The sequence below is a fragment of the Actinomadura geliboluensis genome, assembly GCF_043197915.1.
Lineage (GTDB): Bacteria > Actinomycetota > Actinomycetes > Streptosporangiales > Streptosporangiaceae > Spirillospora > Spirillospora geliboluensis.
This window is the reverse complement of sequence record NZ_JBICUA010000025.1, coordinates 1-23822: the sequence shown is the minus strand read 5'-3', so window position 1 is coordinate 23822 and position 23822 is coordinate 1. Positions and strand designations below refer to the sequence as shown.

Genomic DNA, 23822 nt, shown 5'->3' with positions numbered 1-23822 from the left:
GCGGAACGGAATGTTAACCCGCCCGCACCCTCGGACGGCAGTGCCCGCGCCGGTACGGGCCCCTCGCCATGACCAACCGGTCACCGGCGCGCGGCCGCCGTCAGTGCGCGCCCGCCCCCGTGAGCGCGCGGACCGTCAGGTCGTCGTAGCGTTCGGTGTCGGCCTCGTCCCGTCCGAGCAGGGTCCCGGCGACCGCGCACAGGAACCCGATCGGGATCGAGACCAGGCCGGGGTTCTCCAGCGGGAACAGGTGGAAGTCGACGCCCGCCGGGAGCAGCGACAGGCTCTCCCCCGTCGCCGGGTCGGTCTTCCCGGACACGACGGGCGACAGGACGACCAGCACCAGCGAGGCGGTCAGCCCGCCGTAGATGCCGGCGACGACCCCGGCCGCGTTGAATCGCCGCCAGAACAGCGACAGCACGATCACCGGGACGTTCGCCGCCGCCGCGATCGCGAACGCCAGCGCGACCAGGAACGCCACGTTCAGGTTCCGGGCCGCCACCGCGAGGACGATCGCCAGCGCGCCGACCAGCAGCGCCGCGAACCGCGCGACCGCCACCTCCTGCGACTCGCGCGGCCGGCCGAGCATCAGCACCTGGCCGAAGTAGTCGTGCGCGAGCGACGTCGACGACGCCAGCACCAGCCCCGACACGACCGCGAGGATCGTCGCGAACGCCACCGCGCCGATGAACGCCAGCAGCACCTCCCCGCCGGCCCGGCCGCCGACGTGCTCCCCCACGGCCTGCGCGAGCTGCGGGGCGGCGGTGTTGCCGGACGGGTCCTGCGCGACGATCGCCTCTCGTCCGACGAGTGCCGCCGCGCCGAAGCCGAGCGCGGGCGTCATCAGGTGGAAGGCGCCGACAAGGCCGATCGCCCAGGTCACCGACTTCCGGGCGGAGCGCCCGTCCGGGACGGTGAAGAACCGGCCGAGGATGTGCGGCAGGCCGGCGGTGCCGAGCACGAGCGCCAGCGCCAGGCTGATGAAGTCCAGCTTGTTCACGATCGTCTGGTACGCGTCGCCGGGGACGTCCTGCCCGAACCGCAGGCCCGGCCGCAGGAACTTCTCACCGCGCCCGCTGGCGTCGGCGGCCGACCCGAGCAGCGCGCCGGGGTCGAACCCGAACCTGCCGAGCACGAGCACGGTCAGCACGACCGCCCCCGCCAGCAGCAGCGCGGACTTGATGATCTGCACCCAGGTGGTCGCCTTCATCCCGCCGCACGCCACATAGAAGATCATCAGCGCGCCGACCGCGACGATCGTGACCGTCTTCGCCGTGCCGGCGTCCATGCCGAGGAACCGCTCGCCCCGGTGGATGCCGAGCAGCAGCGACACCAGCGCCCCCGCGCCGACCATCTGCGCGAGCAGGTAGAACACCGACACGGTCACGGTGGACACGGCCGCGGCCCGGCGCACCGGCGCCTGCCGCCGCACCCGCCGCGCCAAGACGTCCCCCATCGTGAACCGGCCCGCGTTGCGCAGCATCTCGGCCAGCAGCAGCGCGAGCAGCCACGCCACCATGAACCCGACGGAGAACAGGAAGCCGTCGTAGCCGTTCAGCGCGATGATCCCGGCGATCCCGAGGAAGGACGCCGCCGACATGTAGTCGCCGGCGAGCGCGATGCCGTTCTGCGCGCTGGAGAACGTCCGGCCGCCCGCGTAGAAGTCGTCGGCGCCCCGGGTCCGCGCCCGCGCCCACAGCGTGATGCCGAGGGTGATCAGGACGAAGGCGACGAACAGCCCGAACGTCAGTGACCGTCCGGTCACCGCAGCTCACCGGCCAGCGGGTCCAGCCGCCGCCGCGCATAGGCGGCGTACCCGAAGGCGAGCGCGAACGTCGAGGCGAACTGCAGCAGGCCGAGCAGCAGCGCGACGTTGACGTGCCCGGCGACCGGCCGCGCCATGAAGTCCCGAGCGAACGCTGCCAACCCGACATAGACGAAGTACCACCCGAGGAACGTGCCGGCGACCACCGCCGCGGCCCGCCGGAACCGCCTCCTGAGCAGCCGGAACCGCTCGTACTCCGCCACGGGCGCGAGCCCACCCACCATTTTGGCCCCCCTGACCGAACGTGACTCTTCGCATCGATTCGAGTGCACTATGAGAGCGAAGATTCATGTCCGACGACTCACGTTTGGCGAGCCTTTGGGAAGACCCTTGCCCGCCCACGCCCCCGCCCCGGCGCTACTCCGCCTCGACCTTGACGACGCTGAGCACCTCGCTGTGGAACCGGTCCACGGCGGCGTCGACGCTCCGCACGAAGCCCGTCTCGTCCGTCCCCCGCTTGGTGCCCATACCGGTCGGCAGGGTCAGCCGGAACGCGGCCAGATCACCTGAGCCCGGCACGAGCAGGCCGGGTTCGTTCCGCAGGTTCTTGAGCAGGTCGCACGGCCCTTCACCGCGTCCGTCCGGCAGCGCCTCCACGCGCAGTTCCGATGGCGCGTCCGACAGTTGCCGCAGCAGCCACTGCACACGGGTGAGCGCGCGCGCCCGTACCGCCGCCGGAATCTCCACGCTCGTCTCGATCCGCCCGGTCCGCAGGTCGGCCTCGACGCGGACCGGCCCGCCCGCGTCCGGGATCCGCAGCTCGGCGTCCATCCGCCCGGACTCCACCAGGGACGCCGCGATCGCCGCCCGCCGGGTGGCCGCACCGGACCGCCTGCGGCGCGCCATCGGCGCCACGTTCAGCCCGGTCTCCCCACCGAGCCGCAGGCACAGCTGCCGGACGAGCCGCTCCCAGCTCTCGGCCACCCGCTCCGCGTGCCGGTCGCCGGGCCGCAGCGTGCCCGCCGCGATCGCGTCGCGCAGCGGCACCCACGACGGCCCCATGTCCCGGAAGCCCTGGCATCCCGCACCGTCATGGCGCAGGTAGTGCAGCAGCTCGCCGAGCATCCACGCGTGGACGGAACTGGCGACCCCGTGGTGGTGGCAGAGCATGTGCGCCTCGTGCGCGACCTCCGCCCAGGACAGGTGCCGCAGCGCGGTCTTGCGCAGCCGCCGCTTGTCGACCGTGAGGGGGTGCTCATCGTCGAGCGCCAGGTCGTTCGACAGCGTGATGACGGCTTCGTAGCCGTTCCTGGCCGCGACCTCCAAGTAGGTCTCGACCTGCTCCGCCTTGAGCGGGCTGCCGCCGGTCTTCGTCTCGATCAGGGCCGTCCAGATCCGGCCCGCCCGCGCGACCCGCACCACCCCATCCGGACGGACCTTGGTGTCGCCGTGCTTGAACGGCGTCTCGACGAACGTCTGCAGGGTGCCCGCCGGGGCACCGAACCGGGCGGTGAGCCGCCGCCCGAACTCGGGCACCTGCGTCATCACGGCCAGCAGCGTCGAGGTGGCCCGCACCTCGCGCTCGTGCTCGCTGCGCAGGCCCGCGACCGAGAACAGGCGTGCGCCCTGCCAGGACGGATGGTCGGCGAGGTCCACCTTGGCGGCCTTCGGCAGCGTGCTGCGCTTCTTCGCCGTCCGGACGCGCCGCCGCGGGGCGGTCCGGGCGTCCGGCACGCCGTGGGGCGCCGGCGCCGCGGCATCGGGCTCGGCGGCGGGCGTCTTCTCCGCGTGCTCTTCGGGCTGCTCGGGACGCTCCTCGTCCTCGCGGTCGTCCACGGCGATGCCGAAGTCACCGGCCAGGCCCGCGAGGCCCGTCGCGTAGCCCTGGCCGACCGCCCGGAACTTCCAGCCGCCGCCACGCCGGTACAGCTCGCCGAAGACGAAGGCGGTCTCCGCCGTGGCGTCGGTGATGTCGAACCCCAGCAGGGCGGCGCCGGAGCTGTCGTAGAGCGTGAGGCCGAGGTCGTCCAGATCGCCGAACGTGGCCCCGGCGTACCGGCTCGCCGTCAGAACGACGCGCTCCACGTCCGCCGGGAGGGACGCGAGGTCCAGCATGATGCGGTCCTCGCTGCCGCCGCCGGTGGGCGTCTTGCCCAGGAGCTGGACCGAGCCGTCCGGGGTGGCCGGCTGGTTGTAGAAGACGAAGTCGGCGTCGTCGCGGACCTTGCCGGACGGCCCGAGCAGCAGCGCGGCCACGTCGGCCTCCCCGCCGCCGGCCTCCCCGCCGCCGGCCGCCGCGCCGCCGGACGGGTCGGACCACCGCAACGCCACGGTGACCGGGCCCGCCGCCTCGGTCAGGCTCGCCAGCTCGGCATTGGCCCCTTTGCGCATCTGCTGCACCGCGCCACTCCCCGCTTCGACCGGATGTGCGTCGTCGGCCACCGCGGGCGCCGCCGCGGCCGGGAGCGGGCCTGTTCCGAGGATCGCACCGGCGCGGTGGCCGGTTCACGGGGTCGGGCGGATATGGCGGACTCCGGCCACGGAAAGTAAAGCCGCTGACACGGGGCGGCAGGCGGTGTTAGCCGGGGTGCGGGGCGGGTCAGCGGGGGATGCGGCGGTGGTGGCGGCGGGCGCGGAGGGCGGCGACCGCGGCGACGCCGAGGACCGCGAGGCCGACCTGGAAGGCGAGTTCGATCCAGTCGATGCCGGACGTCGTCGCCACGCCGACCCGCTGCGCGATCGCGGTGCCGACGATCGCGGCGACGATGCCGACGAGCACGGTCAGCAGGACCCCGATGGGCTGGCGGCCGGGCAGCAGCAGCCGGCCCAGCGCGCCGATGATCGCCCCGATGATGATCGCGCTGATGATGCCTGTGATGTTCATGCCGTCCCTGTGCCCACTGCGGACGGGCTCTCACCTGGCCTGATCGTCGCCCATCGCGCCCAGGTCGGCGAAGGTCAGGGCCGGGCCGGCGAGGCCGGACGGGGGGCCGGGCGCGGCGCGCAGGCCGTCGATGATCACGTCGAGGTGGCGGTGCGCGAGGTCGTCGGCGATGTTCCGGGGCAGCGGGCCGGGCATCGGGCGGGACAGCCGGACGAGCAGCATCCCGACGTCGCCGTGGGTGACGTCCGGGCGCAGGTCGCCGTCGCGCTGCGCCGTGGCGACGAGGTCCTGCATGACGGCGACGCCGTCGGCGCGGACGGCGGCGATGTCCTCGTCGTCGAACGGGATCTCCTCCAGGAGGACGGGGAAGACGGCGCCGATGCGGATGTCCAGGACGCGGTGCAGGTAGCGGACGAGGGCGGCGAAGGCGGTCGGCTCCTCGTTCCGCGCGCGCTTGGCCTCTTCGGTGCTGCGCTCTAGGGCGTCCAGGGCGACGGCCCTGGTCAGGGCCTGCCGGTCGGGGAAGCGGCGGTAGAGCGTCGCGATGCCGGTACCCGCGCGCTTCGAGATCTCCTCGAGGGGTGCGCCCGGGCCTTGCTCGACGAAGACCTCGGCGGCCGCGGCGAGGATCCGCCTGCGGTTGTCGCGCGCGTCGGCCCGCAGCGGGCGTTCTTTCTGCTTCTGCCCCATGGCCTTGAGCGTAGCAAGCATGTGGAGGGAGTTCCTCCAATTCCCAAGTAGTCATGATTATTGACTATCAAGAATAGTGACTATAGCGTCGGCGGAGTCGGGCACCGAGAACGTCCGGAAGTAAGTGGAGACAAATCCTCCGTTCGGTGTTACGGTGCGAATAAGTGGAGAAAAAACCTCCGGAAGGATCGAGATCATGAACACCACCGCCCTCCCCCGCCGGACCGGACCGCTGACCGTCGACGCCACCGGGCCCGCGGACGTGCGCGCCGCGGTCCTCGCGTCCCGCGAGCGGGGCCTGCCGCTGACCGTCCAGGCCACCGGGCACGGCACGCTCGTCCCGACGGACGAGGGGATGCTGCTCAGGACGTCCCGCATGGCCGGCGTGCTCGTCGACCCGGCCCGCCGCGTCGCCCGCGCCGGGGCCGGCGCCCGCTGGAGCGACGTCATCGCCGCCGCCGCGCCGCTCGGGCTCGCCCCGCTGTCCGGTTCGCACGCGTCCGTCGGCGTCACCGGCTACACGCTCGGCGGCGGCGTCGGCCCGCTGTCCCGCCGCTACGGGTTCGCCGCCGACCACCTGCTGCGCGCCCGGATCGTCACCGCCGACGGCCGGTACCTGACCGCCGACGCCGACCGCCACCCGGAGCTGTTCTGGGCGCTGCGGGGCGGCGGCGGCAACTTCGGTGTGGTCACGTCGCTGGAGTTCCGCCTCCACCCGGTCTCGACGGTGTTCGCGGGGACCGCGCTGTTCCCTGCCGAGCGCGCCGCTGACGTGCTCACCCGGTTCCGGGACGAGGCGGACACCCGCCCCGACGAACTGACGGTGTCGGTCGCCCTGGCCGACCACGACGTGCACGGCCGGGTAGTCGTGCTGCGCGGGGCCTACGCCGGTTCCGCCGAGGACGGCGTGCGCGCGTTGCGCTCGCTACGCGAGGCAGGCGGCCCGGCCCTGCACGACGACTTCCGCACGATGCCCTACGCCGAGACCGAGTCGCTCGGCGGCACCGCGCCCCACCACTTCCACCTGCACGCCGCCCTCCCCGACCCCTTGATCGCCGCGATCGCCGCCTCCCGGGCCGCCGGCATCGAGGTGCGGCACTGGGGCGGCGCGATGGCCCGTCCCGCGCCGGACGCGGGCCCGGTCGGGCACCGGGACGTCCCGTTCTCGCTCACCGTCGACGGCACCGCCGACGACGACGCGGCGCTCGCGCCGTTCGCGACCGGCGGCTCGTTCCTGAACTTCCTGCACGACACGTCCCGGACGGCGACCGCCTACACGCCCGGCGACCTGCGGCGGCTGCGCGAGGTCAAGCGCGCCTACGACCCGCAGAACGTGTTCCACCGCAACCACAACATCCGGCCCGCCTGACCGCCCGGCCCGTCTGAAATGCGAGGAAACCGCCATGACCGCAACGCACACCGCACACGCACCCGCCCCCGACTCCGCACAGAAGCTCGACCGGGGCCTCGTCGCGCTCGGCATCGCGGTGGTGCTCGGCGCCATCATGTCGATCATCGACGCGACCGCCGTCAACGTCGCCACCCGCACGCTCGCCGCGGACTTCGGGGCGCCGCTCACGTCCGTCCAGTGGGTCCTGACCGGCTACATGCTCGGCCTCGCCGCCGTCATCCCGGCCACCGGCTGGGCCACCGACCGGTTCGGGGCCCGCCGCGTCTGGATCGCCGCGCTGCTGCTGTTCCTCGCCGGCTCCACGCTGTCCGGCCTCGCCTGGTCGCTGCCCGCGCTGATCGGCTTCCGGATCGTGCAGGGCGTCGGCGGCGGCATGATCATCCCGGTCGCGCAGACCGTCCTCGCGCAGGCCGCGGGCCCCGCCCGGATGGGACGCGTGATGGGCTTCATCGGCCTGCCCATGCTGCTCGGCTCCGTCGCCGGCCCGATCGTCGGCGGGCTGATCCTCTCGTCCGCCGGCTGGCGCTGGATCTTCCTCGCCAACCTGCCGCTCGGCGCCGTCGCGGTCGTCGCCGCGCTGCGCCTGCTGCCCCGCTCGACACCGCGGCCCGCCTCGCTGGACGTGCGCGGCCTGCTCCTGCTGTGCGGCGGCGTGGCCCTGTTCACCTACGGCACCACCGAGGCGGGACGTCCCGGCGGACTCGGCGAACCGCGCACCTGGGCGATCGCCGGCATCGCCGCCGCGCTGATCGCGCTGTACGTCCGGCACGCGCGCCGCCGCCCCGCGCTGATCGACATCGCGCTGTTCCGGCACCGCGGCTTCACCGCCGCCGCGGTGACCAACGTCGTCGTCGCCGTCGCGCTGTTCGGCGTCCTCGTCCTGCTGCCGCTGTACTGGCAGGTCGTGCGCGGCCACGGCCCGCTCGCCACCGGGCTCCTGCTGGCGCCGCAGGCGCTCGGCGCCGCCGTCGCCATGCCCCTCGCCGGACGGATCACCGACCGGCTCGGCGCGGGCGTCGTCGTCCCCGCAGGCATCGTCCTCGGCCTGATCGGCACGGCCGCCTACACCCAACTCGGCGCGGACACCCCGGTGGCCGTCCTGGCCGCCGCCCTGTTCGTGCTCGGCCTCGGCCTCGGCGCGACGATCATGCCGTCGATGGCGGCGGCCTACCAGTCGATGCCGCCGCACCTCATCCCGCGGGCGACCAGCGCCATCAACACCCTCCAGCGGATGGGCGCGTCCGTCGGGACGACGGTGCTCGCCGTGGTCCTGCAACGCGAGATCAGCGCCCGGACGCCCGGTCTCGCCGCCCTCGGCCCGCTGCCCGACGCGACCCGCGAGGCCGTGGCGCCCCAACTGGCGGCCGCCTTCGGCCACGCCTTCTGGATCGCGCTGGGCATCGCCGTCCTGGCCCTGGTGCCGGCGCTGCTGCTGCCCCGCACGAAGTCCTGACCGGCCGGGGGTCCCGGGTCCCGCGCGGGCCCGGGATCACCTGCGCGAGACCCGCATGGGGACCACCCCGGCCGGACGGTACGTGATCTCCGCGCGCGCCCGCACGTCCACGCCCGGCACCAGGTCCAGCCGGTGGGTGCGGCTGATCGCGGCCAGCACCAGCGTCGCCTCCAGCATCGCGAACCCGGCCCCGACGCAGATGCGCCTGCCGCCGCCGAACGGCAGGTAGGCGTACCGGGGGCGCTGCTGCTCCCCCATGAACCGCTCCGGCTGGAAGCCCTCCGGGTTCGGCCACACGTCCACGTTCCGATGCACCAGGTACGGCGGGACGGCGATGGTCGACCCGGCCGGGATCCGCACCCCGGCGACCACGTCGTCCTCCACCGCGTCGCGCTCGATCGTCCAGGCCGGCGGGTACAGGCGCATCGCCTCCGAGATGACGGCCTTCGTCCACGGCAGCTGATCGGCGTCGTCGGCCTTCGGCTCCCTGCCGCCGAGGACGTCGTCGACCTCCGCCTCCAGCCGGTCCCTGGCGGCCGGGTAGCGCGACAGCAGCATCAGCGTCCACGCCAGCGCGGCCGCGGTGGTCTCGTGCCCGGCCAGCAGAAGCGTCAGAACCTCGTCGCGGAGCTCCTCGGCGTCGAGTTCGCCGCGCTCCTTGAGCAGGACCAGCATCTCGCCGCCGTCCGGCCCCTCGACGACCCGCTGCACCATGCCGTCCAGGTAGTCGAGCGCGCCGCCGAGCCCCGGCACCCGCCGGTAGATCTCCCGCTTCGCCAGTCCGCCCGGCAGGAACGTCCCGACGACGGCGCCGCGCTGCAGCGCCTCCAGCGCCCGCCCGACGCGCGGCGCCTCACCGGCGAGCGCGCTGCCGAAGAGCGCCCGCCCGACGATGTCCAGGGTGAGTTTGCGCAGCTCGGCCGCCGCATCGAGCGTCACCCCGTCCGGCCACCGCTCGACGCCCGCGACGGCCGTCTCCACCATCTGCGTCCCAAACCCGACGACGTGCCGCTGGGAGAACACCGGTTGCATCAGCCGCCGGTGCCGCCGCCAGATGTCGCCCTCACTGGTCAGCAGCCCGTCCCCGAGGACGGCCCGCAGCGGCCGATACGTGAACGCCTTCACATAGTTGTCCTGGTTGGCCACCAGCACCCGCTCGGCGTGCTCGGGCCGCGACAGCAGGTAGAACGCCCGCCGCGGCCCGAACGGCACGCGCACCGCGTCCCCGTACCGCCGGGCGAGCCCCCGGTACGTGTCCAGCGGATCCCGGGCCATCCGCCCCCACCAGCGCGCCGCCTCAAGGTTCCCGGGCCCCATGACGTCCATACCCCCACCGTAAAACCGGCGCCTGCCTCCGGCCACCCCGCCTGCTCTAGGGGCGCAGGCGGTAGCCGGTGCCGCGCACCGTCTCGAACCGGTCGGCGCCCAGCTTGCGGCGCAGGTAGCGGACGTAGACGTCCACGACGTTGGAGCCCGGGTCGAAATCGAAGCCCCACACGTGCGCGAGCAGTTGCTCCCGCGTCAGCACCTGGTCGGGGTTGCGGCAGAACATCTCGGCGAGGGCGAACTCTCGGGAGGTCAGCTCGGCCGTCCGTCCGGGCACGTGGGCGCGGCGTGTCCGCAGGTCAAGGGACAGGTCGCCGACACGCAGCAGCGTCGGCTCGGGGATCCGGTCGGCGCGGAGCCGCAGCCGCACCCGCGCGAGCAACTCCTCGAACGCGAACGGCTTCGCGATGTAGTCGTCGGCGCCGCCCTCCAGGCCCGCGACGGTATCGGCCACGCCGTCGCGGGCGGTCAGGATGATGACGGGCAGCCCGACGCGCTCCTCGCGGAGCCGGCGCAGCACGGTGAACCCGTCCCGCAGCGGCAGCCCGATGTCGAGGATCATCAGGTCGTACGCGCCGCCCCGCGCCTGCTCGTAGGCGGCGACGCCGTCCGCGGCCACGGCCGTGCCGAACCCCGCCGCGCCCAGGCCCTTCTCCAGGAACGAGGTGATGCGCGGCTCGTCCTCGGCGATCAGGATCCGGCTCATGCGTCCTCCCTCTCGTACCCGTCGCCCGCGAGAACCTCCACAGAGCCCTCCCGAACCGGACGCAACGGCAGCTCCAGAACGAAGCAGGCGCCCCCGCCGACCGGGTGCTCGACCCGGGCGCGCCCGCCGTGCGCCCGCGCGATCGACGCCACGATCGCCAGGCCGAGCCCGGCCCCGTCCGTCGGCCGCGGCCCCTCCCCCGCCCGGACGAACCGGTCGAAGATGCGGACGGCGTCCGCCTCGTCCACCCCGGGCCCGGCATCGCGCACCCACAGCACCGCCATGGACCCGCGCACCGTCGAACCGATCTCGATGACGTCGTCCTCTCCGGTGTGCCGGACCGCGTTCGCCGCCAGCTGCATGAGCGCCTGCGTGAGCCGCTGCCGGTCGGCGACCGTCCGCACCTCCGCCACACCGCCCACCCGCCACCGGCGCGGCGCCATCCCGCGCGCCTTGGCGACCGTCTCGACCGTGAGGTCGGCGAGGTCCGTCACGTCCGGCGCGAGGAAGTCGGGACGCTCCGCCTTCGCCAGCACGAGCAGGTCGTCCACGATGCGGCCCATCCGGTCGAGCTCGTCGAGGAGCAGCGCCCGCGTCTCCGCCCGCCCGGCCGGATTGTCGTCCATCAGCTCCAGATGCCCGCGGATCACCGTGAGCGGCGTCCGCAGCTCGTGCCCGGCGTCGTCGACGAACCGGCGCTGCGTCGCGAACGCCGCCTCCAGCCGGTCGAGCATCACGTTGAACGTGGCGGCCAGCGCGGCGACGTCGTCGTTGCCGCGCACCTCCAGCCGCCGCGTCAGATCCGACCCGCTGATCCGCTCCGCCGCCTGCCGCACCAGCCGGACCGGCGCCAGCACCCGCCCCGCGACCAGCCACCCCGCCGCCCCGGCCACCACGAGCGCGCCGAACGCGGTGATCCCGAGCACCCGGGTCGCCTCCACCACCTCGTCCCGCTGCCGGTCGCGGAACTCGACCACGACCAGGGCTCCCCGCGCCGGGTCACCCGCCACCCGCACCGGCACGACCGCGTACCGGACGCGTCCCGCCGAACTGTCGGCCCACCCGTGAGCGGGACGCTCCTCCCGGGCGACCCGCGCGACGAACGCCGCGTCACGATCCAGCCGCGCGGGCGGCGGATACGGGCTGCGCCGGTCGGCGCGGCCGTCGACGACCGTGAAGAACGTCTCCTCCTCGTCCGGGAGGTTCTGGGCGAGATAGGCGGTCAGCAGCGTCCGGACGTCCCGCGCCTCAACACCGCCCTGGGCGTACTCACGCAGCTTCGCGGCCTCATGCCCCAACTCCTCGTTGACCCGCTCGTCCAGCCGGGCCGACTGCACCGACCAGGTAACGAACACCGACCCGCCCAGCGCAAGCGTGACCAGCAACAGCATCCACCCAACGATGCGGGCGCGCGCGCTGACGCCATGCGTCCCGGCCTCAGTCGTCGTCGGCATCGTCGTCATCGTCGTCGCTGTCCGGCGGACGCGGCGGCGCGACGGGCCGCACCGTCCGCTCCGGCGACGGCCGCGCCGACCTGGACACCGTGGGACCGCTGGACGCGGGCGACACCCGCACGGTGTCGCCGAGCCGTGGCGGTGCACTCGTCTGCGCGTGGGCGAACGCGGCGGCAAGACCTAACGTGACGAGGGCCGCCGCGCCCGCACCGGCGATCGCCGCTCGGGTGGCCATCCGCCCACTATCCCCCCGAGCCCGCGCCCAAGCGACGCGTCGTGGATGAGAACCCTCTCATGAGAACGCCCTAACAGTGCCCTCACCGCGGCCTCATCCCCCCGCGCCAGCCTGACCTCATGCGCGACGACATCCTGTACGGCCTCACCGCGGACCTACTGGCGATCGGGGTGCTGGCGCACCTGATCTACTTCAGGCGCCACCGCAGGCGCGACCTGCAACTCGCCTACATCGCCGTCAACGCCGGCGTCTTCACGGTCGTGTCACTCCTCCTGGTCCAACGAGCGGACCTGGCCATCGGCTTCGGCCTGTTCGGGGTGCTGTCGATCATCCGCCTGCGCTCCAGCGCCCTCACCCAAGAAGAGGTCGGCTACTACTTCATCGCCCTGGCACTCGGGCTGGTCAATGGCCTAGCCGCCCAAACCCCATGGCTGGCGCTGACCCTCGACACCGTCCTCCTAGCGGTCATGTACGCCGCGGACCACCCCCGCCTGGCGCCCCGCACAGAACACCGCCTCATCACCCTCGACGTAGTGCACCACGACGACAGCGCACTACGCGCCGACCTAGAGAGCCGCCTGGGCGGCACCATCCTGCGCCAGTCAGTGACAGAGGTCGACTACGTCCGCGACGTCATGGTGGTGGACGTCCGCTTCCGCCGCGCAACCCACCGCACCGCTCTCACCCGGAGCCTCACATGAACCTGACGGCCTTCCCCACAGTCGGCCTCCCCGAAGTACTGGCGCGCTCCGCACTACAACTCCGCCTAGACCGCAAGTACATCGTCCCCACCAACCTCATCCCCGCCCTACTCACCCAACTGACACCCACACACGCGGCCCTGGAAATCGACGGCCTCCGCACCTTCCGCTACACCTCGACCTACTTCGACACCCCCGACCTGCTCACCTACCGGCACCACCTGCAAGACAGACGCCGCCGCTACAAAATCCGCACCCGCACCTACCTGGACACCAGCGAGTGCATGTTCGAAGTCAAGATGAGCGGCACCCGCGAAGCCACCGACAAGCGCCGCCTCCCCCACGCCCCCACCCACCGCGACGAACTCACCCCGTCCGCCCACGACTTCCTCTGGGAGACGCTCCTCTCCGCCTACCGCACGAACCCACCATCCCCGCTACTCCCCACAGCGACCACGTCCTACAACCGCACCACCCTCGTCCAACGCCACGGCACAGGCCGCGTCACCCTGGACACCAACCTCATCTGCACACACCACAACACCCACCAAGCCGCCCGCGACGACTGGGTCCTGGTCGAATCCAAGTCGTCCACCCCGGACACCCCAGTGGACCGCCTCCTACGCCGCATGGGCCTGCGCCCGGTGAGACTCAGCAAGTACTGCCTGGCAGTAGCCGTCCTCTACCCGGGCACCACCGCCAACCCCTGGCACCGCTCCCTACGCCGCTGCTTCCCCCGACCACACCAGCACGATGAGCACGACTCCCACCAAGTCGACTACGATGCGGGACGAGCCCGCCGGCGTAGCTCAATTGGCAGAGCATCTGTCTTGTAAACAGAAGGTTAGGGGTTCAAGTCCCCTCGCCGGCTCGCACGTGAAAGGCCCCTTCCGATCTTGGAAGGGGCCCATTTGCTAACAGGTACAGCAGCGAAGTACAGCTACGCGGACGCCTCCCCGCTGTCGTCGACGGACCCCAGGTGTTCGCCGAGCCGCTTGAGCGCCGCCCTGGTCTGCTCGCTCGGAACCTCGGTGTAGATCTCCATGGTCAGGCTGATCTTGCTGTGCCGAAGAATCTGCATCGCGACCCGAGGATGGACGTCCAGCGCGGCCAGCAGCTTGCCGCATGTGTGCCGGGTGTCGTGAACCCGGATCACCTTGACGCCAGCAGCGGCACAGCGCGACTCGAAGGCCCGGTTGACGTTGCGCGGCTCTATCGGACGGCCCGTCCTGGTCGTGAAGACGAGATTGTTTTCGTGCCAGTCGTCGCACGCCACACGTTCTGCTTTCTGCTGTGTCTCACGGAGCCGCAGCGCAGCCGTGCAGAGGGAGGGAAGCGGTAGGACGTCCGTAGAGCCGTCCGTCTTGGTCCGCTCCTTGTGAATCAGGCGGGAGCCGACGCGCTGTAGCTGCCAGCCGATGCTGAGTTCCTCGGTCGCGAAGTCGACATCGGCCCACCGCAGGCCGAACACCTCGCCCTTGCGCATGCCCATGAGCAGGATCAGAACCCACGCGGCATACAGCGGGTCATCGCTCTGGCGCGTGTGCTCCAGGAACCGGCGCGCCTCCTCTACCGTCCAGGTGGACGACTTACGAGCGCGCTTGCGGGCCGCCGGCACCTTGGCCAGACTCGCCACGTTCCGCACGAGGATCTCTTCCGTCATGGCGTGGTTGAGCGCGTTCCGCAGCGTGTTGCGCGCGAGCGTGATCGTCCGCCGACTCGGGAAGTCCTGGCAGCACTTCCCGATCGCGCAGCACCGCCGCCGCTTGCGAGGGTCCTTGTGCTCTACGGGCCGCTTCGCGTCTTTGCCCTGTGCACAGCACTGACAGGCACCGGGAAGCTTGTTCAGCCAGGTCTGGACGTCCCGGACGGTCAGCCGGTCGAGTCGCTTCTTCCCCAGACCGGGGACGATGTGAAGGCGGCTCATCAGCTCATAGTTCGAGTAGGTGTTGGGCTCACGGTTGGGCTCGACCACATCGCGCAGCCAGTACGCCAGGTACGTCTCAACGGTGGGCACGGAGGTGGCGACCGGCCGCTGAGCCGCTGTGCTGAGGAGCTTGACGTACTTGCCGTGGACGATGTCGCGCGTCTTCCCGTAGACGTACTTACGCTTGCGCTCCCCGGTGGGAGTGGTCACCCAGGCGTAAGCCGCGTAGCCGTTCCGGTAGGGGTAGATCGAGCCTTCCCCGTTGGCTCGACTGCGCCGAGTGCCCTTGCGCTTCTTGCCGTCGTCCGGCTCGTCAGGGGTGGCGATTGCGGTTCTCGGCATCAGGCGGCCTCTTCCATGAGCTGGTCGATGTACTCGGCGAGGGCATTGACGGGGACGAGTCGGCGGCGGCCGATCTTGACGGTGCGGAGCTGGTTGGAGCGGATGAGGTTGTAGAGCGTCCAGCGGCTGACGCGGAGCCGTTCGGCCGCTTCATCGACGGTCAGAACCAGGTCGGTCAACACGTGCTCCCTAGTGGCGAGGTGGACGGGTCGAGAGGAGGCAAGGGCTTGCCGGTAAGGGCAGCGGTGAGCAGTGCTTCGCCGGGCGTCATGCCTTGGCCGAGATAGCGCCAGTGCGCGACAACAAGGACCTGGTCGTCATCGAAGGGCAGACGGCCGGTCGTGATGTCGAGGTGGCGCCGTGTGTGTTCGGTGCGTGCGGCGCGGAGGCGGCCGAGGGTGGTGGAGTAGCGGCGGGATTTGGTGGAGAAGTGGCCGCGGAAGCCGAGCATGTGCGCCCACTCGGCCAGCCGCAGCCCGGCGTAGTCCTCGATCGCACCCAAGCGCAGGCATTCGGCGATGAGCCGCCTAGCGTGGCCGGCCACGGGAAGGTCGGCCAGGTCGTCAGTCGGTCTGATGCGCCGGTCGAGGGTTCCGACGCACTCAGCCGCCTTGGTGGCGTACTTGGCGATGTAGCCCGCCACCGCCGTGTCGGTCAGTTCGCCGGTGGTGGTGATCGGTCGTACGTCGATCTGCGTCCCCCACACGTGCTCTTTGGCCGGGACGTCCCCGGCCGCCGGAGTCGACACGGTGACGGCGCCCGCCGCGTGGTGCACGGCCGCGTTGAGCAAGTCGAGGGTCGCCCAGGCGGGCGGAGAGTTGTCGGGGCCGCCGGGTCCGTCGAGGCGGATGACAGCGTGGAAGTGGACCAGGCCGCGCCGCTGGTACTCGGCGACCTTGGCAAACGACACCGTCAGCACGTCCCGCAGGTCGGAGACCCGCAGCCCGGCCGACCGGGCGACGTACCGGCGGAAGGCCAGGGTGAACCGGCGCCACAACTCGGGGGCGTGCGCGTTCCACAGCACCGCGCCGGAGTAGTCGAAGCAGTCCGGGCAGATCGGCTGCCCGAGCCGAGGGTCGGCGTCGGAGTGCCGGACGGTGCAGGAGACCGGCCGCCCATGTGGGCACGTCCCGCCATCGCGGCGGGGACGGCACGCCACCACGCCCCCGCCCTTGCCAGTACGCCGGGAGTGGACCGGCCCGAACGAGGGCGCGGTCAGGGTGACGAACGCCGCCGGATGCGACGACACCGACGAGGGCACGCCCTTACCGCCGACCAGGCCCGCCCGGACGAGTTGGTAGGTGTCGGCCCGGTAGATCTCTGCACACGCCGGGCATCGGGACGCGCGCCGGGTCTTGCAGGCCACCCGCAGCACCCCGCCCGGCTCACGCGCGGTGGAGTAATGGTGCAGGATCTCGCCGGTCAGCGGGTCAAGGTGGGTGACGCGGCCGCGCAGGTGGACCGGTTGAGCACAACCGCCGGTGGAGTGTGCGCGGCGCGCCCAGGCGCGGAAGTCGGCCCGGTTGTAGCGGTTGGCCATGTCGCGTGCGGCAAGTGGGCTGATGGCGGGTGCCGGGTCGGGCATGATGGGGCGGTCTCCTCGCCTGTGCGGGTGGTTGCGGGTGGTGGGGCGACCCCGGCGTGGCCGCGGATGCTTGCCGGCGACAGCGGCCACGCCGGGGATCTAGAAGGCGGTGGTGAACCGCGCGAGGGCATCGGCGACCAGGGCCAGGCCGCCGACGATGGCGCGGACGGCGTGAGCGGCGCGTTCGGGTTGGCGGACCAGGAACAGGCCCAGGACGAGCCAGAAGGCGGCGAAGGCGCAGCGGCGCAGGAACATCGGCGGATCCCCTTTCAGATGGTGTGGCCGTGGCCGTGGCAGTCGGCGCAGGTGGAGCCGTCGGAGGCGACCCCGCCCCCGCCGCACGTCCCGCACACCCACCCGACGACCGGAACGGCGGCCGAGACGAAGGCCGGGCTGACGAGCCGGGCGAGCCGAACGGGCGTGGGCTGCGGTCGCGGGTGGCCGGTGGCGGTGTGCATCAGGCGGCCCGCCCGTTGTCGCTGGTGTCCTGGTCGTCGTCCTGGTGGAGGTCGGGGACGATGTTGTTCCGGTAGCTGTCGCGGGCGCGGTACTCGCGGTGGCGTTGTTGGGGGATGTGGACGACGCTGTAGGAGATGCGGCCGAAGGCGCGGGTGGCGGTGTAGTGCCCGCCCCGGCGGGTGTCGTCGTCGACCTCGACGCCCAGCAGCACCGCCAACTGGTCGACTCGCGCGGCGGCCGAGGCGTCGTCCATGTTGCGGACGCTGATCATGAGGTCGTGCCCGTACTCGTTGACCGGCACGGCCGGGTTGGCCTCCAGGAAGTCGGCCAGGGCGCGCAGACCGGCGATGGTCTGGTGCCGGGCGAACAGGTCACCAGGCACGATCGGTGCCGTCTGGCCGGTCGGGTCGGTGGGGTGAGTGTGGGCGGTCATGGCGGTTTCCTCCAGCGGGTCAGGCGAGGGATGCGGTTTCGGTGCGGAGCTGGCGGAGCAGGTCCGAGGCGAGCTGGTTGGAGACGCCGAGGCGGGCGCGGAGCGCGTCACGGGTGATGGGCCGCCCGTGCTCGGTTTCGTGTTCGGCAGCGACGCGGCGCGCGAAGTCGACCAGCGGACCCGCCGGAGCCGAGGAGCCCGACGAGCCCGACGAGGGCGAGGCGGCCGAGGACGACGCGGACGGTGTCGAGGCGGCGCGTTCGGAGGGGATGGGGATGGAGGTCTGGCCGTCCTGCTCGTCCTCGCCCCGCTCGGTGGTGTCGTGCTGGACGGCCGGGACGGCGGCGGTGACCGTGGGCCGCTCGTCCTCCCACACCACCCACGGCGACGAGACCGAGGACAGGCCGGACGAGCCCGCCGAGGACGGGGGCGGGGACGGCGTCGAAGCCGAGGACGGGCGGCCGAAGGAGTCCGGAACCGGCAAGGGACGAGCCGCCGAACCGGGGCCGACTTTGCGGCGTTCCAGCATCGAGACGGCGACCAGGAACGCGCCCGCCGGGGTGCCCGCGGTGATCCAGCCCCAGACTGACGGGTCGGCCTGTGCGAGGTTGGCGGCCAGTGACAGCAGGATCCCGCCGACGAGGACGACGGTCGGCCAGGACAGGTGCCCGGTGTCTCGTCCGGTGCGCTTGTCGCGCTGCCGTTCCCCGGCCGCCATGACGCAGGTCAGGTCGATGCAGACCGCGATGGCCCAGGCCATCCAGCCGCGTTGGCCGTGTTCGGTGGCGGTGTCGCGGATGTGGGTGAACGACCCGGCGGCCGCGATGCCCGCGAGCACCACCACCGGGCCGGAGTCGGCGACCGTGCCGAGGATGCGGCGGGTCATGCCGCCCGCCGGGAGGTGACGAGGGCCGGGAGCGCGGCCAGTTCCGGGTCACAGTGGTGGGTGTCGGCCCAGTCGTCGACCTCCCCGGAGCGGGAGGAGGCGAAGGAGTCGGCGCAGCGCTGGCAGCGGGCGAGGTGCAGGGAGCGGAACTCGTCCCACTCGACGCCGACCGGCCACACGTCCCAGGACGACACCACCGACGACCGGGACGAGCCCGAAGACGACGAGGACGACGAGCCGGACGGCGAGGACGGGGACGGGACGACGCTGAACCGGGGACGAGGACGGGGACGAAGGACACGGACGCGGACGACCATCGGGCAGCCTCCAGGGACGGTTTTCGGGCATGGGTCGGGTAGGGACATGGCGCGATCAGGGCTCACGCCGAGCCGAAGGAAGGGAGAGGGAAGGGAGCGGGAGCCGGTTACGCGGCCGGGTCGACGGCGGGGACCGAGCCGATCAGCGCGTCCCAGTCCGGGGTCAGGTGCGCGTACTCACGCGCCGCGTGTTCGGCCTCGCTCTCGGGGACGTAGACCGAGCGGGCACGGTGCCATGAGCCGTCCTGCCCGGAGACCACGCACACCCCCGGAGTCTCGGCGGGGATGGCACGAGCGGTGTCGCTGGCGGCCGGGTCGAGGTCGCTGAGGGTCATGTTGGCGGTTTCGGGGTCGTTGACCCGGTGGCACACCCGCCCGGAGAGCTGGGCGCGGAGGGCGGTGACGCCGGGGCCGAGGTCGGAGCCGATGCGCTGCCCGCACACGATCAGGTGGACGGCGAACGCGCGGCCGAGCTGGGCCAGGCGCAGCAGTGCGGTAGCGGTCCGCGATACCTCCTCTTTCTCGGACTTGTCGGCCATCAGGAACAGTTCGGCGACCTCGTCCACCAGGACCACGACAGGGACGGGTCGCAGGTGTTCGGGGAGCGTCCAGACGTTGCGGGCACCGTGCGCGCGGCAGGTGGCCATGCGGTTCTCGACCTCGCCGACCAGATCGGCCAGCAGGTCGACGGACTCTTTGCGGGTGGTGGCCAGCGCCGACAGTCGCGGGGCGTAGGGGGTGAACTCGACGCCGCCTTTGAGGTCGAAGCCGACCAGGGCGACCGGTTGCGGGGCCAGGTCACGGAGGATGGCGTTCGCCAGGTTGGACTTGCCTGACTGTGTCGCCCCGGCGTTGAGCCAGTGCGGCACGGTCCGGAAGTCCATCACCCAGTCGTGTCCGTTCTCCAGCTTGCCGGGACGCACCCGCAGCAGTTCCACCGGCGCCGGCGACACCGTGACCTCGGTGAGCGGGTCATGCATGGTCGCCCACAGGGTGACGTAGCCGGGCCGGACGTCGACCACCCGAACCGAGTGGACGCGCCAGGCGTGCGCGATCCCCTCCGCCGCCTTCTCGTAGTCCGCCGGGACTTGCCCATCGTGAAGGCGCAGCCGCATGCGCCAGCCGAGCCGCGTCGGGCCCAAAAGGCCGAGGCGGGGAGCGCGCTCGACGTTGACCCACCGCACCCGCCGCTTCTGCTCGACCACAGTGGGCGCCGAGCGGGAGGCCGGGCCGACGAGCGGGACGGCGTCGAGGGTGAGCCGGAGCCGCCGCCGGTTACGGGTGAGCTTGCAGCCGGAGGCGACGTGATGCCACGTCAGGTACACCAGCGCCGCGCGGAGCGGGAAGCCGATGCCGTACCAGAACGAGGCCGGGTGCCAGCGGCACCAGGCCCAGAGCCCGGCCGCCGCAGCGGCCAGGGCCCCGAGCACCACAAGCAGGTCAGTCATGACCGGGCCGCCGTTCAGGCCACGCCCGCCGGAGCGGACGAGTCCGACGCCGCCGACGACGAGGGCGATGCGGCCGAGGAGACGGGGGCGATGCGGTCGGCGCGGTAGGCCACACCCCACCGCTTCTCACCCCCGAGCACCGCTTCCCACGGGAAGGCGACGAGGCCCACCGGTGTCACGACCTCTCCGATCGTCACCGACTGGTCACCGGTCACCGCCACGTTCAGCAGGTCCACCCGCCCCGACGTGTCGGCGGCCGACAGACCCACCGTGAACACCGTCTGGCCGTTGCGGTCCGTCTTCACCTCCCCCGTGTCCTGATTGACCAGCTTGGGACGCGGCGCCGACACGCACACGAACGTCAGCGCCGACACGTCCACCGGGATGTTTCGCATGGAATCCTCCAGTCGTCCACCCCCCTAGACACTGGGATCCATCCCGTTCGGCGAGAGGAGTGTCTAGAGGGGTACACAGTGAAGGTAAGCGACGAACCGAGCGACTGTCTAGGGGGTCTACAGAATCTCGGAGATCAGTTCCGGACGGCCCAGTAGACGGCGCTGGCGTCGTCGGATGTCTTGCCGCGTGGCCAGCGCACGCCGTCCGGGTCGGCTGCTTCGGCCTCACGGGTCCGTGCGATCAGTTCCCCAGGTCCGTCCTTGCGGAGGACGCCGAGCAGGTCAGGCCAGCTCATCAGGTCGAAGCGGTCGGCCAGGCGGCTGGCACCGTCGCTCAGCAGCGCGACCGCGTCCAAGTCGCCGAGAGGCGTCGACCCCATCAGCGACTCACGTGCCGCTTCCGGTTTCGTACTCGCCACCCAGAACCCGCCCGGTTGATTGCGGTACGACGCGAGCCGTTCGACTCGATGCCGGAGGCGGCCCGCGTGTTCGTCACTGCCGACGGCGGGACGGTCGCCCGGTTCGTCCAACCGCGCGATCACCTCGGCCAGCCGATCATCAGTGACGACAGTCGGCTCCTGGTCGAGGCGATCGAGGACAACAACCGAGTCTGCGAGCACCAGGTGTTCGAGCTGCCCGTCATGGACCCTTGCAAGCGCCACGGTTGCCGAGGGCGAGCCGGGGTGCCCAAGGTCGCATGTCGTCGCGTGCAGAGTGTTGATGCGTTCGATGCTCACCGCAAGCGCCTCGTCCAGGCCGACGCCGACGTCGGCAGCAGCGGCCAGCAGCAGCCCGCCGAGGTTGCGTGCGTACCAGGAGACCGAGTGCACGCACCCCGACTCGACTCCGGCCGGAGCGCCGGCCCCGTCGACCACGAGCAGCAACTCAGGCGCCGCCGCCGCGAAGTCCTCGTTGTCCCGCTCAAGTCGTCCCGGTTCGCTGGCGATCAGCACACGCATACGTTCCTCGTCAGGTCGGCGCCTCGTCGTGCCGGTAGATCGGGGTCAGCAGTTCCGTCCGCACCGGCTCATGGGTGTCCGGGGCGTACTCGGTGCCGACCGCGACCGAGAACCGGTCGTTGCCGACTTGCCCCCACAGACTGCCGATATCCGTAGTCAGCAGATGCACGACACCCAACGACCCCTCCGGATGGACGCCCGCAATCGCGATGAAGCTGCCCTTGCCGTCCGGCCGGGGCAGCCGCCCGAGGTATCCGATGTCGTACGGCCGAGGAGGGTCGTCCTCCTGCCCCGACCGGTGCTCGTCGCCCGTCCGGGTGTCGCGCAGTAGCCATCCAACCTCGTCCCGCTCCCACTCCAGGACAGGATCCTTGTCGTACACCTCACGCATCGCAGGCGACATCCGAGGCCCGCAGATCACCAGCAGACCAGGCCGGTTGAGATCGATCGCACCATCGAGCCCTACGTGATCAGAGTTCACCGACAGGTCGAACGTCCGCGCCAGCTCTTCCAACCGCTGTCCGGTCTTCAAGTCGTCCAGTGCGACGTACGTCCGATCACTGGCAGGGTCGGGCCGCAGCGGAGTCACCACGGTGACCTCACCCGAACCGAGGAACGCCCCTTCAGGTGCCGGCCCCGTGTGCCGAATCTGATGGATACGCCCGCGGCTCAGCCCCGCCGCCTGCGCGATCTGCGCGTACGACATCCCCTGTGCGTGCAGGTCCTGAATCAGCCGCCGCCGGAGTCGGGCCAGTTCGGTGACCTCCTGCTGGGCCTCCGCCAGGCGCTCAGTCGCAGCGCGCAGCAGCTCGTACGGGTCATCGATCTGCGCGATGCGCTCCAACTCGCCTGGCATGACACCTCCTCCGGCCGCTACCAGGGAGTCTAGGACCCTAGACACGGTGCCGGATAGCTCACGCCCCGTTGAAGAGCTGACAGCGCGCAGCCGCCGCCGACGGCGCGGTACCGGCGGACCGCTCACACCGCCGCGCCGACGACGTCCGCCCAGACCCGTCGGCCGACACGTACGGATTCACTCCCCCATGCCTTGGAGACGGACTCGACGATGAACAGCCCACGCCCGGACACCGCATCCGGGCCGCTCGGTTCATCGTTCACCGCTGGCCGGGTCTGCGCTCCCATGTCGACCACGGCGACCCGGACATGCCCGTCCTGCAACTCCAGTTCGAGGACGAAGCTCCCGCCGTCCTCCCCGCTGGCCGTGTGCTCCACGGCGTTCGTGCACAGCTCACTGACGACCAGTTCGACCAGCCCGGCAACCTCGTCCGGGACACGGTCGCCGATGAAGGCCCGCCCGAAGGCTCTGGCCTCACTGACCGATTCCGGTCGGCCCGCGAAGAGCCGAGACAAGCGCATCACGTCGATCACCACCCGCGCGTCTAGGGGGCTAAACACCCCGAGGGAGACGCAGCGTATGACAGATCTAGGGGGCTATTCAATACGCTCAGTGAATAGAGTGCAGAACTTTCTGCAGATCACGGCCCGCCCGCTCGACCAGCCGCCGCGCCTCGTCCCCGAACACGGCCGCCCGCTCAAACCCCTCGAAGATCTCCACGTACGCCCGCACCTCGTCCGCATCGGTCAAGGTCAGCTCACGCGTGAACGTCTCCACCGACACGGCCGCATCGTCGTACACCGAGAACCCATGCAGCGGCACACGAGGCAACGCCACCCCAGGCACAACCCCGAACCGCACGTTCGCCCACCCCGACACCTCCACCAGCCGTGCCAACTGCCCCGCCATGCACTCCCCCGACCCCGGCCACGTCCGCAAAGCAGCCTCAGCCACCACGACCACGAACCGCCGCCCCTCGTCCTCCAGCACCGACGCCCCGTCGACGGCCGCGCCGACCGCAGCCGCATACTCCGCCGTCCACAACAACTGAGGCACCACCACAGCCTCAAACGCCCGCACTACCCGAGCAGCCGCCAGCAGTTCAGCACCGACCCCGCCCCGGAACGACACCCCGGCATCAACCCGACGGGACGTCTCCGCATAAGCCTCACGAACCAGCCCCAGCAGCCGCTCAACCTCAGCCGGCCCCACATCGAGAGCCCTGACCAACCGGGCAACCACCTCCGGATCAGCGACCCGCCGCCCAGTCTCCACCCGAGACACCGTCGGCTGAGGAACCCCAGCCCGAGCCGCCAACCCAACCCCGGACAACCCCGCAGCAGTCCGCAACCGCCGCAGCTCCCGCCCGATCTCCTGTAGCCGCTCAGCACCCATAACCGAGCGTTCTACCACCCGAGAGACACAGCCAAGGCCACCACGACGAGACCAGCCGCATCACCAACCAGACCCGCAGGTCAGCACACTCCCCAGCCTCTGTCAGGTCTCAGGAGGTTGGTGACAGATCTGGCTCGGGAGATGGGTGACACTCCGGCTAGATGATCGCTTGTGGTCCACGTTAGTCCTTGCCTG

At 71.6% G+C, this 23822-nt stretch carries 27 protein-coding genes and 1 tRNA gene; 5 read left to right on the top strand and 23 right to left on the bottom strand.

Features of this window, described 5'->3' with window-relative positions:
- Positions 1–100: 100 nt before the first annotated feature.
- From ACGFI1_RS44195 to ACGFI1_RS44175, 5 genes are all read right to left on the bottom strand, one after another.
- Complete coding sequence (locus tag ACGFI1_RS44195) at positions 101–1765, bottom strand: solute symporter family protein (RefSeq protein ID WP_392793622.1); 1665 nt, start codon at positions 1763–1765, stop codon at positions 101–103.
- The gene (locus tag ACGFI1_RS44190; protein ID WP_301176146.1) at positions 1762–2049 is read right to left on the bottom strand and encodes a DUF485 domain-containing protein; all 288 of its coding nucleotides are present in this window, start codon (positions 2047–2049) and stop codon (positions 1762–1764) included. Before ACGFI1_RS44190 ends, ACGFI1_RS44195 begins: the two co-directional genes overlap by 4 nt.
- A gap of 133 nt (positions 2050–2182) precedes the next feature.
- Entirely contained in the window at positions 2183–4156 is a 1974-nt protein-coding gene (locus ACGFI1_RS44185; RefSeq protein WP_392793621.1) for a TerD family protein, read from the bottom strand.
- A 208-nt stretch (positions 4157–4364) separates the two neighbouring features.
- A complete protein-coding gene (locus ACGFI1_RS44180; RefSeq protein WP_301176148.1) occupies positions 4365–4649 on the bottom strand; it encodes a GlsB/YeaQ/YmgE family stress response membrane protein in 285 nt (94 codons plus the stop codon).
- A gap of 30 nt (positions 4650–4679) precedes the next feature.
- Positions 4680–5339, bottom strand: a complete 660-nt coding sequence (locus tag ACGFI1_RS44175) for a TetR family transcriptional regulator (RefSeq protein WP_392793620.1) — start codon at positions 5337–5339, stop codon at positions 4680–4682.
- A 196-nt stretch (positions 5340–5535) separates the two neighbouring features.
- On the opposite strand from ACGFI1_RS44175, the gene ACGFI1_RS44170 reads away from it, so the two are divergent.
- The gene (locus tag ACGFI1_RS44170; protein WP_392793619.1) at positions 5536–6708 is read left to right on the top strand and encodes an FAD-binding oxidoreductase; all 1173 of its coding nucleotides are present in this window, start codon (positions 5536–5538) and stop codon (positions 6706–6708) included.
- A 34-nt stretch (positions 6709–6742) separates the two neighbouring features.
- Entirely contained in the window at positions 6743–8203 is a 1461-nt protein-coding gene (locus ACGFI1_RS44165) for a DHA2 family efflux MFS transporter permease subunit (RefSeq protein ID WP_392740031.1), read from the top strand.
- 36 nt (positions 8204–8239) lie between these two features.
- On the opposite strand, the gene ACGFI1_RS44160 is transcribed toward ACGFI1_RS44165, so the two are convergent.
- Genes ACGFI1_RS44160 through ACGFI1_RS44145 form a run of 4 tightly spaced genes read right to left on the bottom strand, consistent with a single transcriptional unit; the run spans position 8240 to position 11924 of the window.
- The gene (locus ACGFI1_RS44160) at positions 8240–9529 is read right to left on the bottom strand and encodes a cytochrome P450 (protein ID WP_392793617.1); all 1290 of its coding nucleotides are present in this window, start codon (positions 9527–9529) and stop codon (positions 8240–8242) included.
- A 46-nt stretch (positions 9530–9575) separates the two neighbouring features.
- Positions 9576–10235, bottom strand: coding sequence for a response regulator transcription factor (locus ACGFI1_RS44155; protein ID WP_301176152.1), 660 nt, complete (start codon positions 10233–10235; stop codon positions 9576–9578).
- The gene (locus tag ACGFI1_RS44150; protein ID WP_392793615.1) at positions 10232–11689 is read right to left on the bottom strand and encodes a sensor histidine kinase; all 1458 of its coding nucleotides are present in this window, start codon (positions 11687–11689) and stop codon (positions 10232–10234) included. The genes ACGFI1_RS44155 and ACGFI1_RS44150 overlap by 4 nt, the downstream gene beginning before the upstream one ends.
- The gene (locus ACGFI1_RS44145) at positions 11673–11924 is read right to left on the bottom strand and encodes a small secreted hydrophilic protein (protein WP_138642342.1); all 252 of its coding nucleotides are present in this window, start codon (positions 11922–11924) and stop codon (positions 11673–11675) included. Before ACGFI1_RS44145 ends, ACGFI1_RS44150 begins: the two co-directional genes overlap by 17 nt.
- Positions 11925–12043: 119 nt before the next feature.
- On the opposite strand from ACGFI1_RS44145, the gene ACGFI1_RS44140 reads away from it, so the two are divergent.
- From ACGFI1_RS44140 to ACGFI1_RS44130, 3 genes are all read left to right on the top strand, one after another.
- Positions 12044–12625 carry a DUF4956 domain-containing protein gene (locus tag ACGFI1_RS44140; protein ID WP_138642341.1) on the top strand — a complete coding sequence of 194 codons (582 nt, stop codon included), beginning with the start codon at positions 12044–12046 and terminating at the stop codon, positions 12623–12625.
- Positions 12622–13461 carry a polyphosphate polymerase domain-containing protein gene (locus ACGFI1_RS44135; RefSeq protein WP_392793633.1) on the top strand — a complete coding sequence of 280 codons (840 nt, stop codon included), beginning with the start codon at positions 12622–12624 and terminating at the stop codon, positions 13459–13461. The genes ACGFI1_RS44140 and ACGFI1_RS44135 overlap by 4 nt, the downstream gene beginning before the upstream one ends.
- Positions 13424–13496: transfer RNA gene (locus ACGFI1_RS44130), tRNA-Thr, on the top strand. The genes ACGFI1_RS44135 and ACGFI1_RS44130 overlap by 38 nt, the downstream gene beginning before the upstream one ends.
- Positions 13497–13565: 69 nt before the next feature.
- On the opposite strand, the gene ACGFI1_RS44125 is transcribed toward ACGFI1_RS44130, so the two are convergent.
- From ACGFI1_RS44125 to ACGFI1_RS44060, 14 genes are all read right to left on the bottom strand, one after another.
- Positions 13566–14894, bottom strand: coding sequence for a site-specific integrase (locus tag ACGFI1_RS44125; RefSeq protein ID WP_392793614.1), 1329 nt, complete (start codon positions 14892–14894; stop codon positions 13566–13568).
- Positions 14894–15076, bottom strand: coding sequence for a helix-turn-helix domain-containing protein (locus ACGFI1_RS44120; RefSeq protein ID WP_243714359.1), 183 nt, complete (start codon positions 15074–15076; stop codon positions 14894–14896). The genes ACGFI1_RS44125 and ACGFI1_RS44120 overlap by 1 nt, the downstream gene beginning before the upstream one ends.
- Positions 15070–16479 carry a replication initiator gene (locus ACGFI1_RS44115; protein ID WP_392793613.1) on the bottom strand — a complete coding sequence of 470 codons (1410 nt, stop codon included), beginning with the start codon at positions 16477–16479 and terminating at the stop codon, positions 15070–15072. Before ACGFI1_RS44115 ends, ACGFI1_RS44120 begins: the two co-directional genes overlap by 7 nt.
- Positions 16480–16578: 99 nt before the next feature.
- Positions 16579–16734 carry a hypothetical protein gene (locus ACGFI1_RS44110; protein ID WP_392793612.1) on the bottom strand — a complete coding sequence of 52 codons (156 nt, stop codon included), beginning with the start codon at positions 16732–16734 and terminating at the stop codon, positions 16579–16581.
- Positions 16735–16748: 14 nt separating this feature from the next.
- Positions 16749–16937 (bottom strand): hypothetical protein, encoded by a 189-nt coding sequence (locus ACGFI1_RS44105; RefSeq protein WP_392793610.1) that lies wholly within the window; start codon positions 16935–16937, stop codon positions 16749–16751.
- Positions 16937–17371, bottom strand: coding sequence for a hypothetical protein (locus tag ACGFI1_RS44100; RefSeq protein WP_392793608.1), 435 nt, complete (start codon positions 17369–17371; stop codon positions 16937–16939). The genes ACGFI1_RS44105 and ACGFI1_RS44100 overlap by 1 nt, the downstream gene beginning before the upstream one ends.
- Before the next feature lie 19 nt (positions 17372–17390).
- Positions 17391–18257 (bottom strand): DUF2637 domain-containing protein, encoded by an 867-nt coding sequence (locus ACGFI1_RS44095; RefSeq protein WP_392793606.1) that lies wholly within the window; start codon positions 18255–18257, stop codon positions 17391–17393.
- A complete protein-coding gene (locus ACGFI1_RS44090) occupies positions 18254–18574 on the bottom strand; it encodes a hypothetical protein (RefSeq protein WP_392793604.1) in 321 nt (106 codons plus the stop codon). The genes ACGFI1_RS44095 and ACGFI1_RS44090 overlap by 4 nt, the downstream gene beginning before the upstream one ends.
- A 107-nt stretch (positions 18575–18681) precedes the next feature.
- Complete coding sequence (locus ACGFI1_RS44085; RefSeq protein WP_392793603.1) at positions 18682–20022, bottom strand: FtsK/SpoIIIE domain-containing protein; 1341 nt, start codon at positions 20020–20022, stop codon at positions 18682–18684.
- 14 nt (positions 20023–20036) lie between these two features.
- Complete coding sequence (locus tag ACGFI1_RS44080) at positions 20037–20417, bottom strand: SCO3933 family regulatory protein (protein WP_392793601.1); 381 nt, start codon at positions 20415–20417, stop codon at positions 20037–20039.
- 134 nt (positions 20418–20551) lie between these two features.
- Positions 20552–21376: a protein phosphatase 2C domain-containing protein gene (locus ACGFI1_RS44075; RefSeq protein ID WP_392793599.1), complete on the bottom strand. Its 825-nt coding sequence runs from the start codon at positions 21374–21376 to the stop codon at positions 20552–20554.
- 10 nt (positions 21377–21386) lie between these two features.
- Positions 21387–22232, bottom strand: coding sequence for a sigma-70 family RNA polymerase sigma factor (locus ACGFI1_RS44070; protein WP_392793597.1), 846 nt, complete (start codon positions 22230–22232; stop codon positions 21387–21389).
- Positions 22233–22354: 122 nt separating this feature from the next.
- Positions 22355–22768, bottom strand: coding sequence for an ATP-binding protein (locus ACGFI1_RS44065; RefSeq protein ID WP_392793596.1), 414 nt, complete (start codon positions 22766–22768; stop codon positions 22355–22357).
- A 73-nt stretch (positions 22769–22841) separates the two neighbouring features.
- Positions 22842–23627: a Scr1 family TA system antitoxin-like transcriptional regulator gene (locus ACGFI1_RS44060; RefSeq protein ID WP_392793594.1), complete on the bottom strand. Its 786-nt coding sequence runs from the start codon at positions 23625–23627 to the stop codon at positions 22842–22844.
- Positions 23628–23822 lie beyond the last annotated feature (195 nt).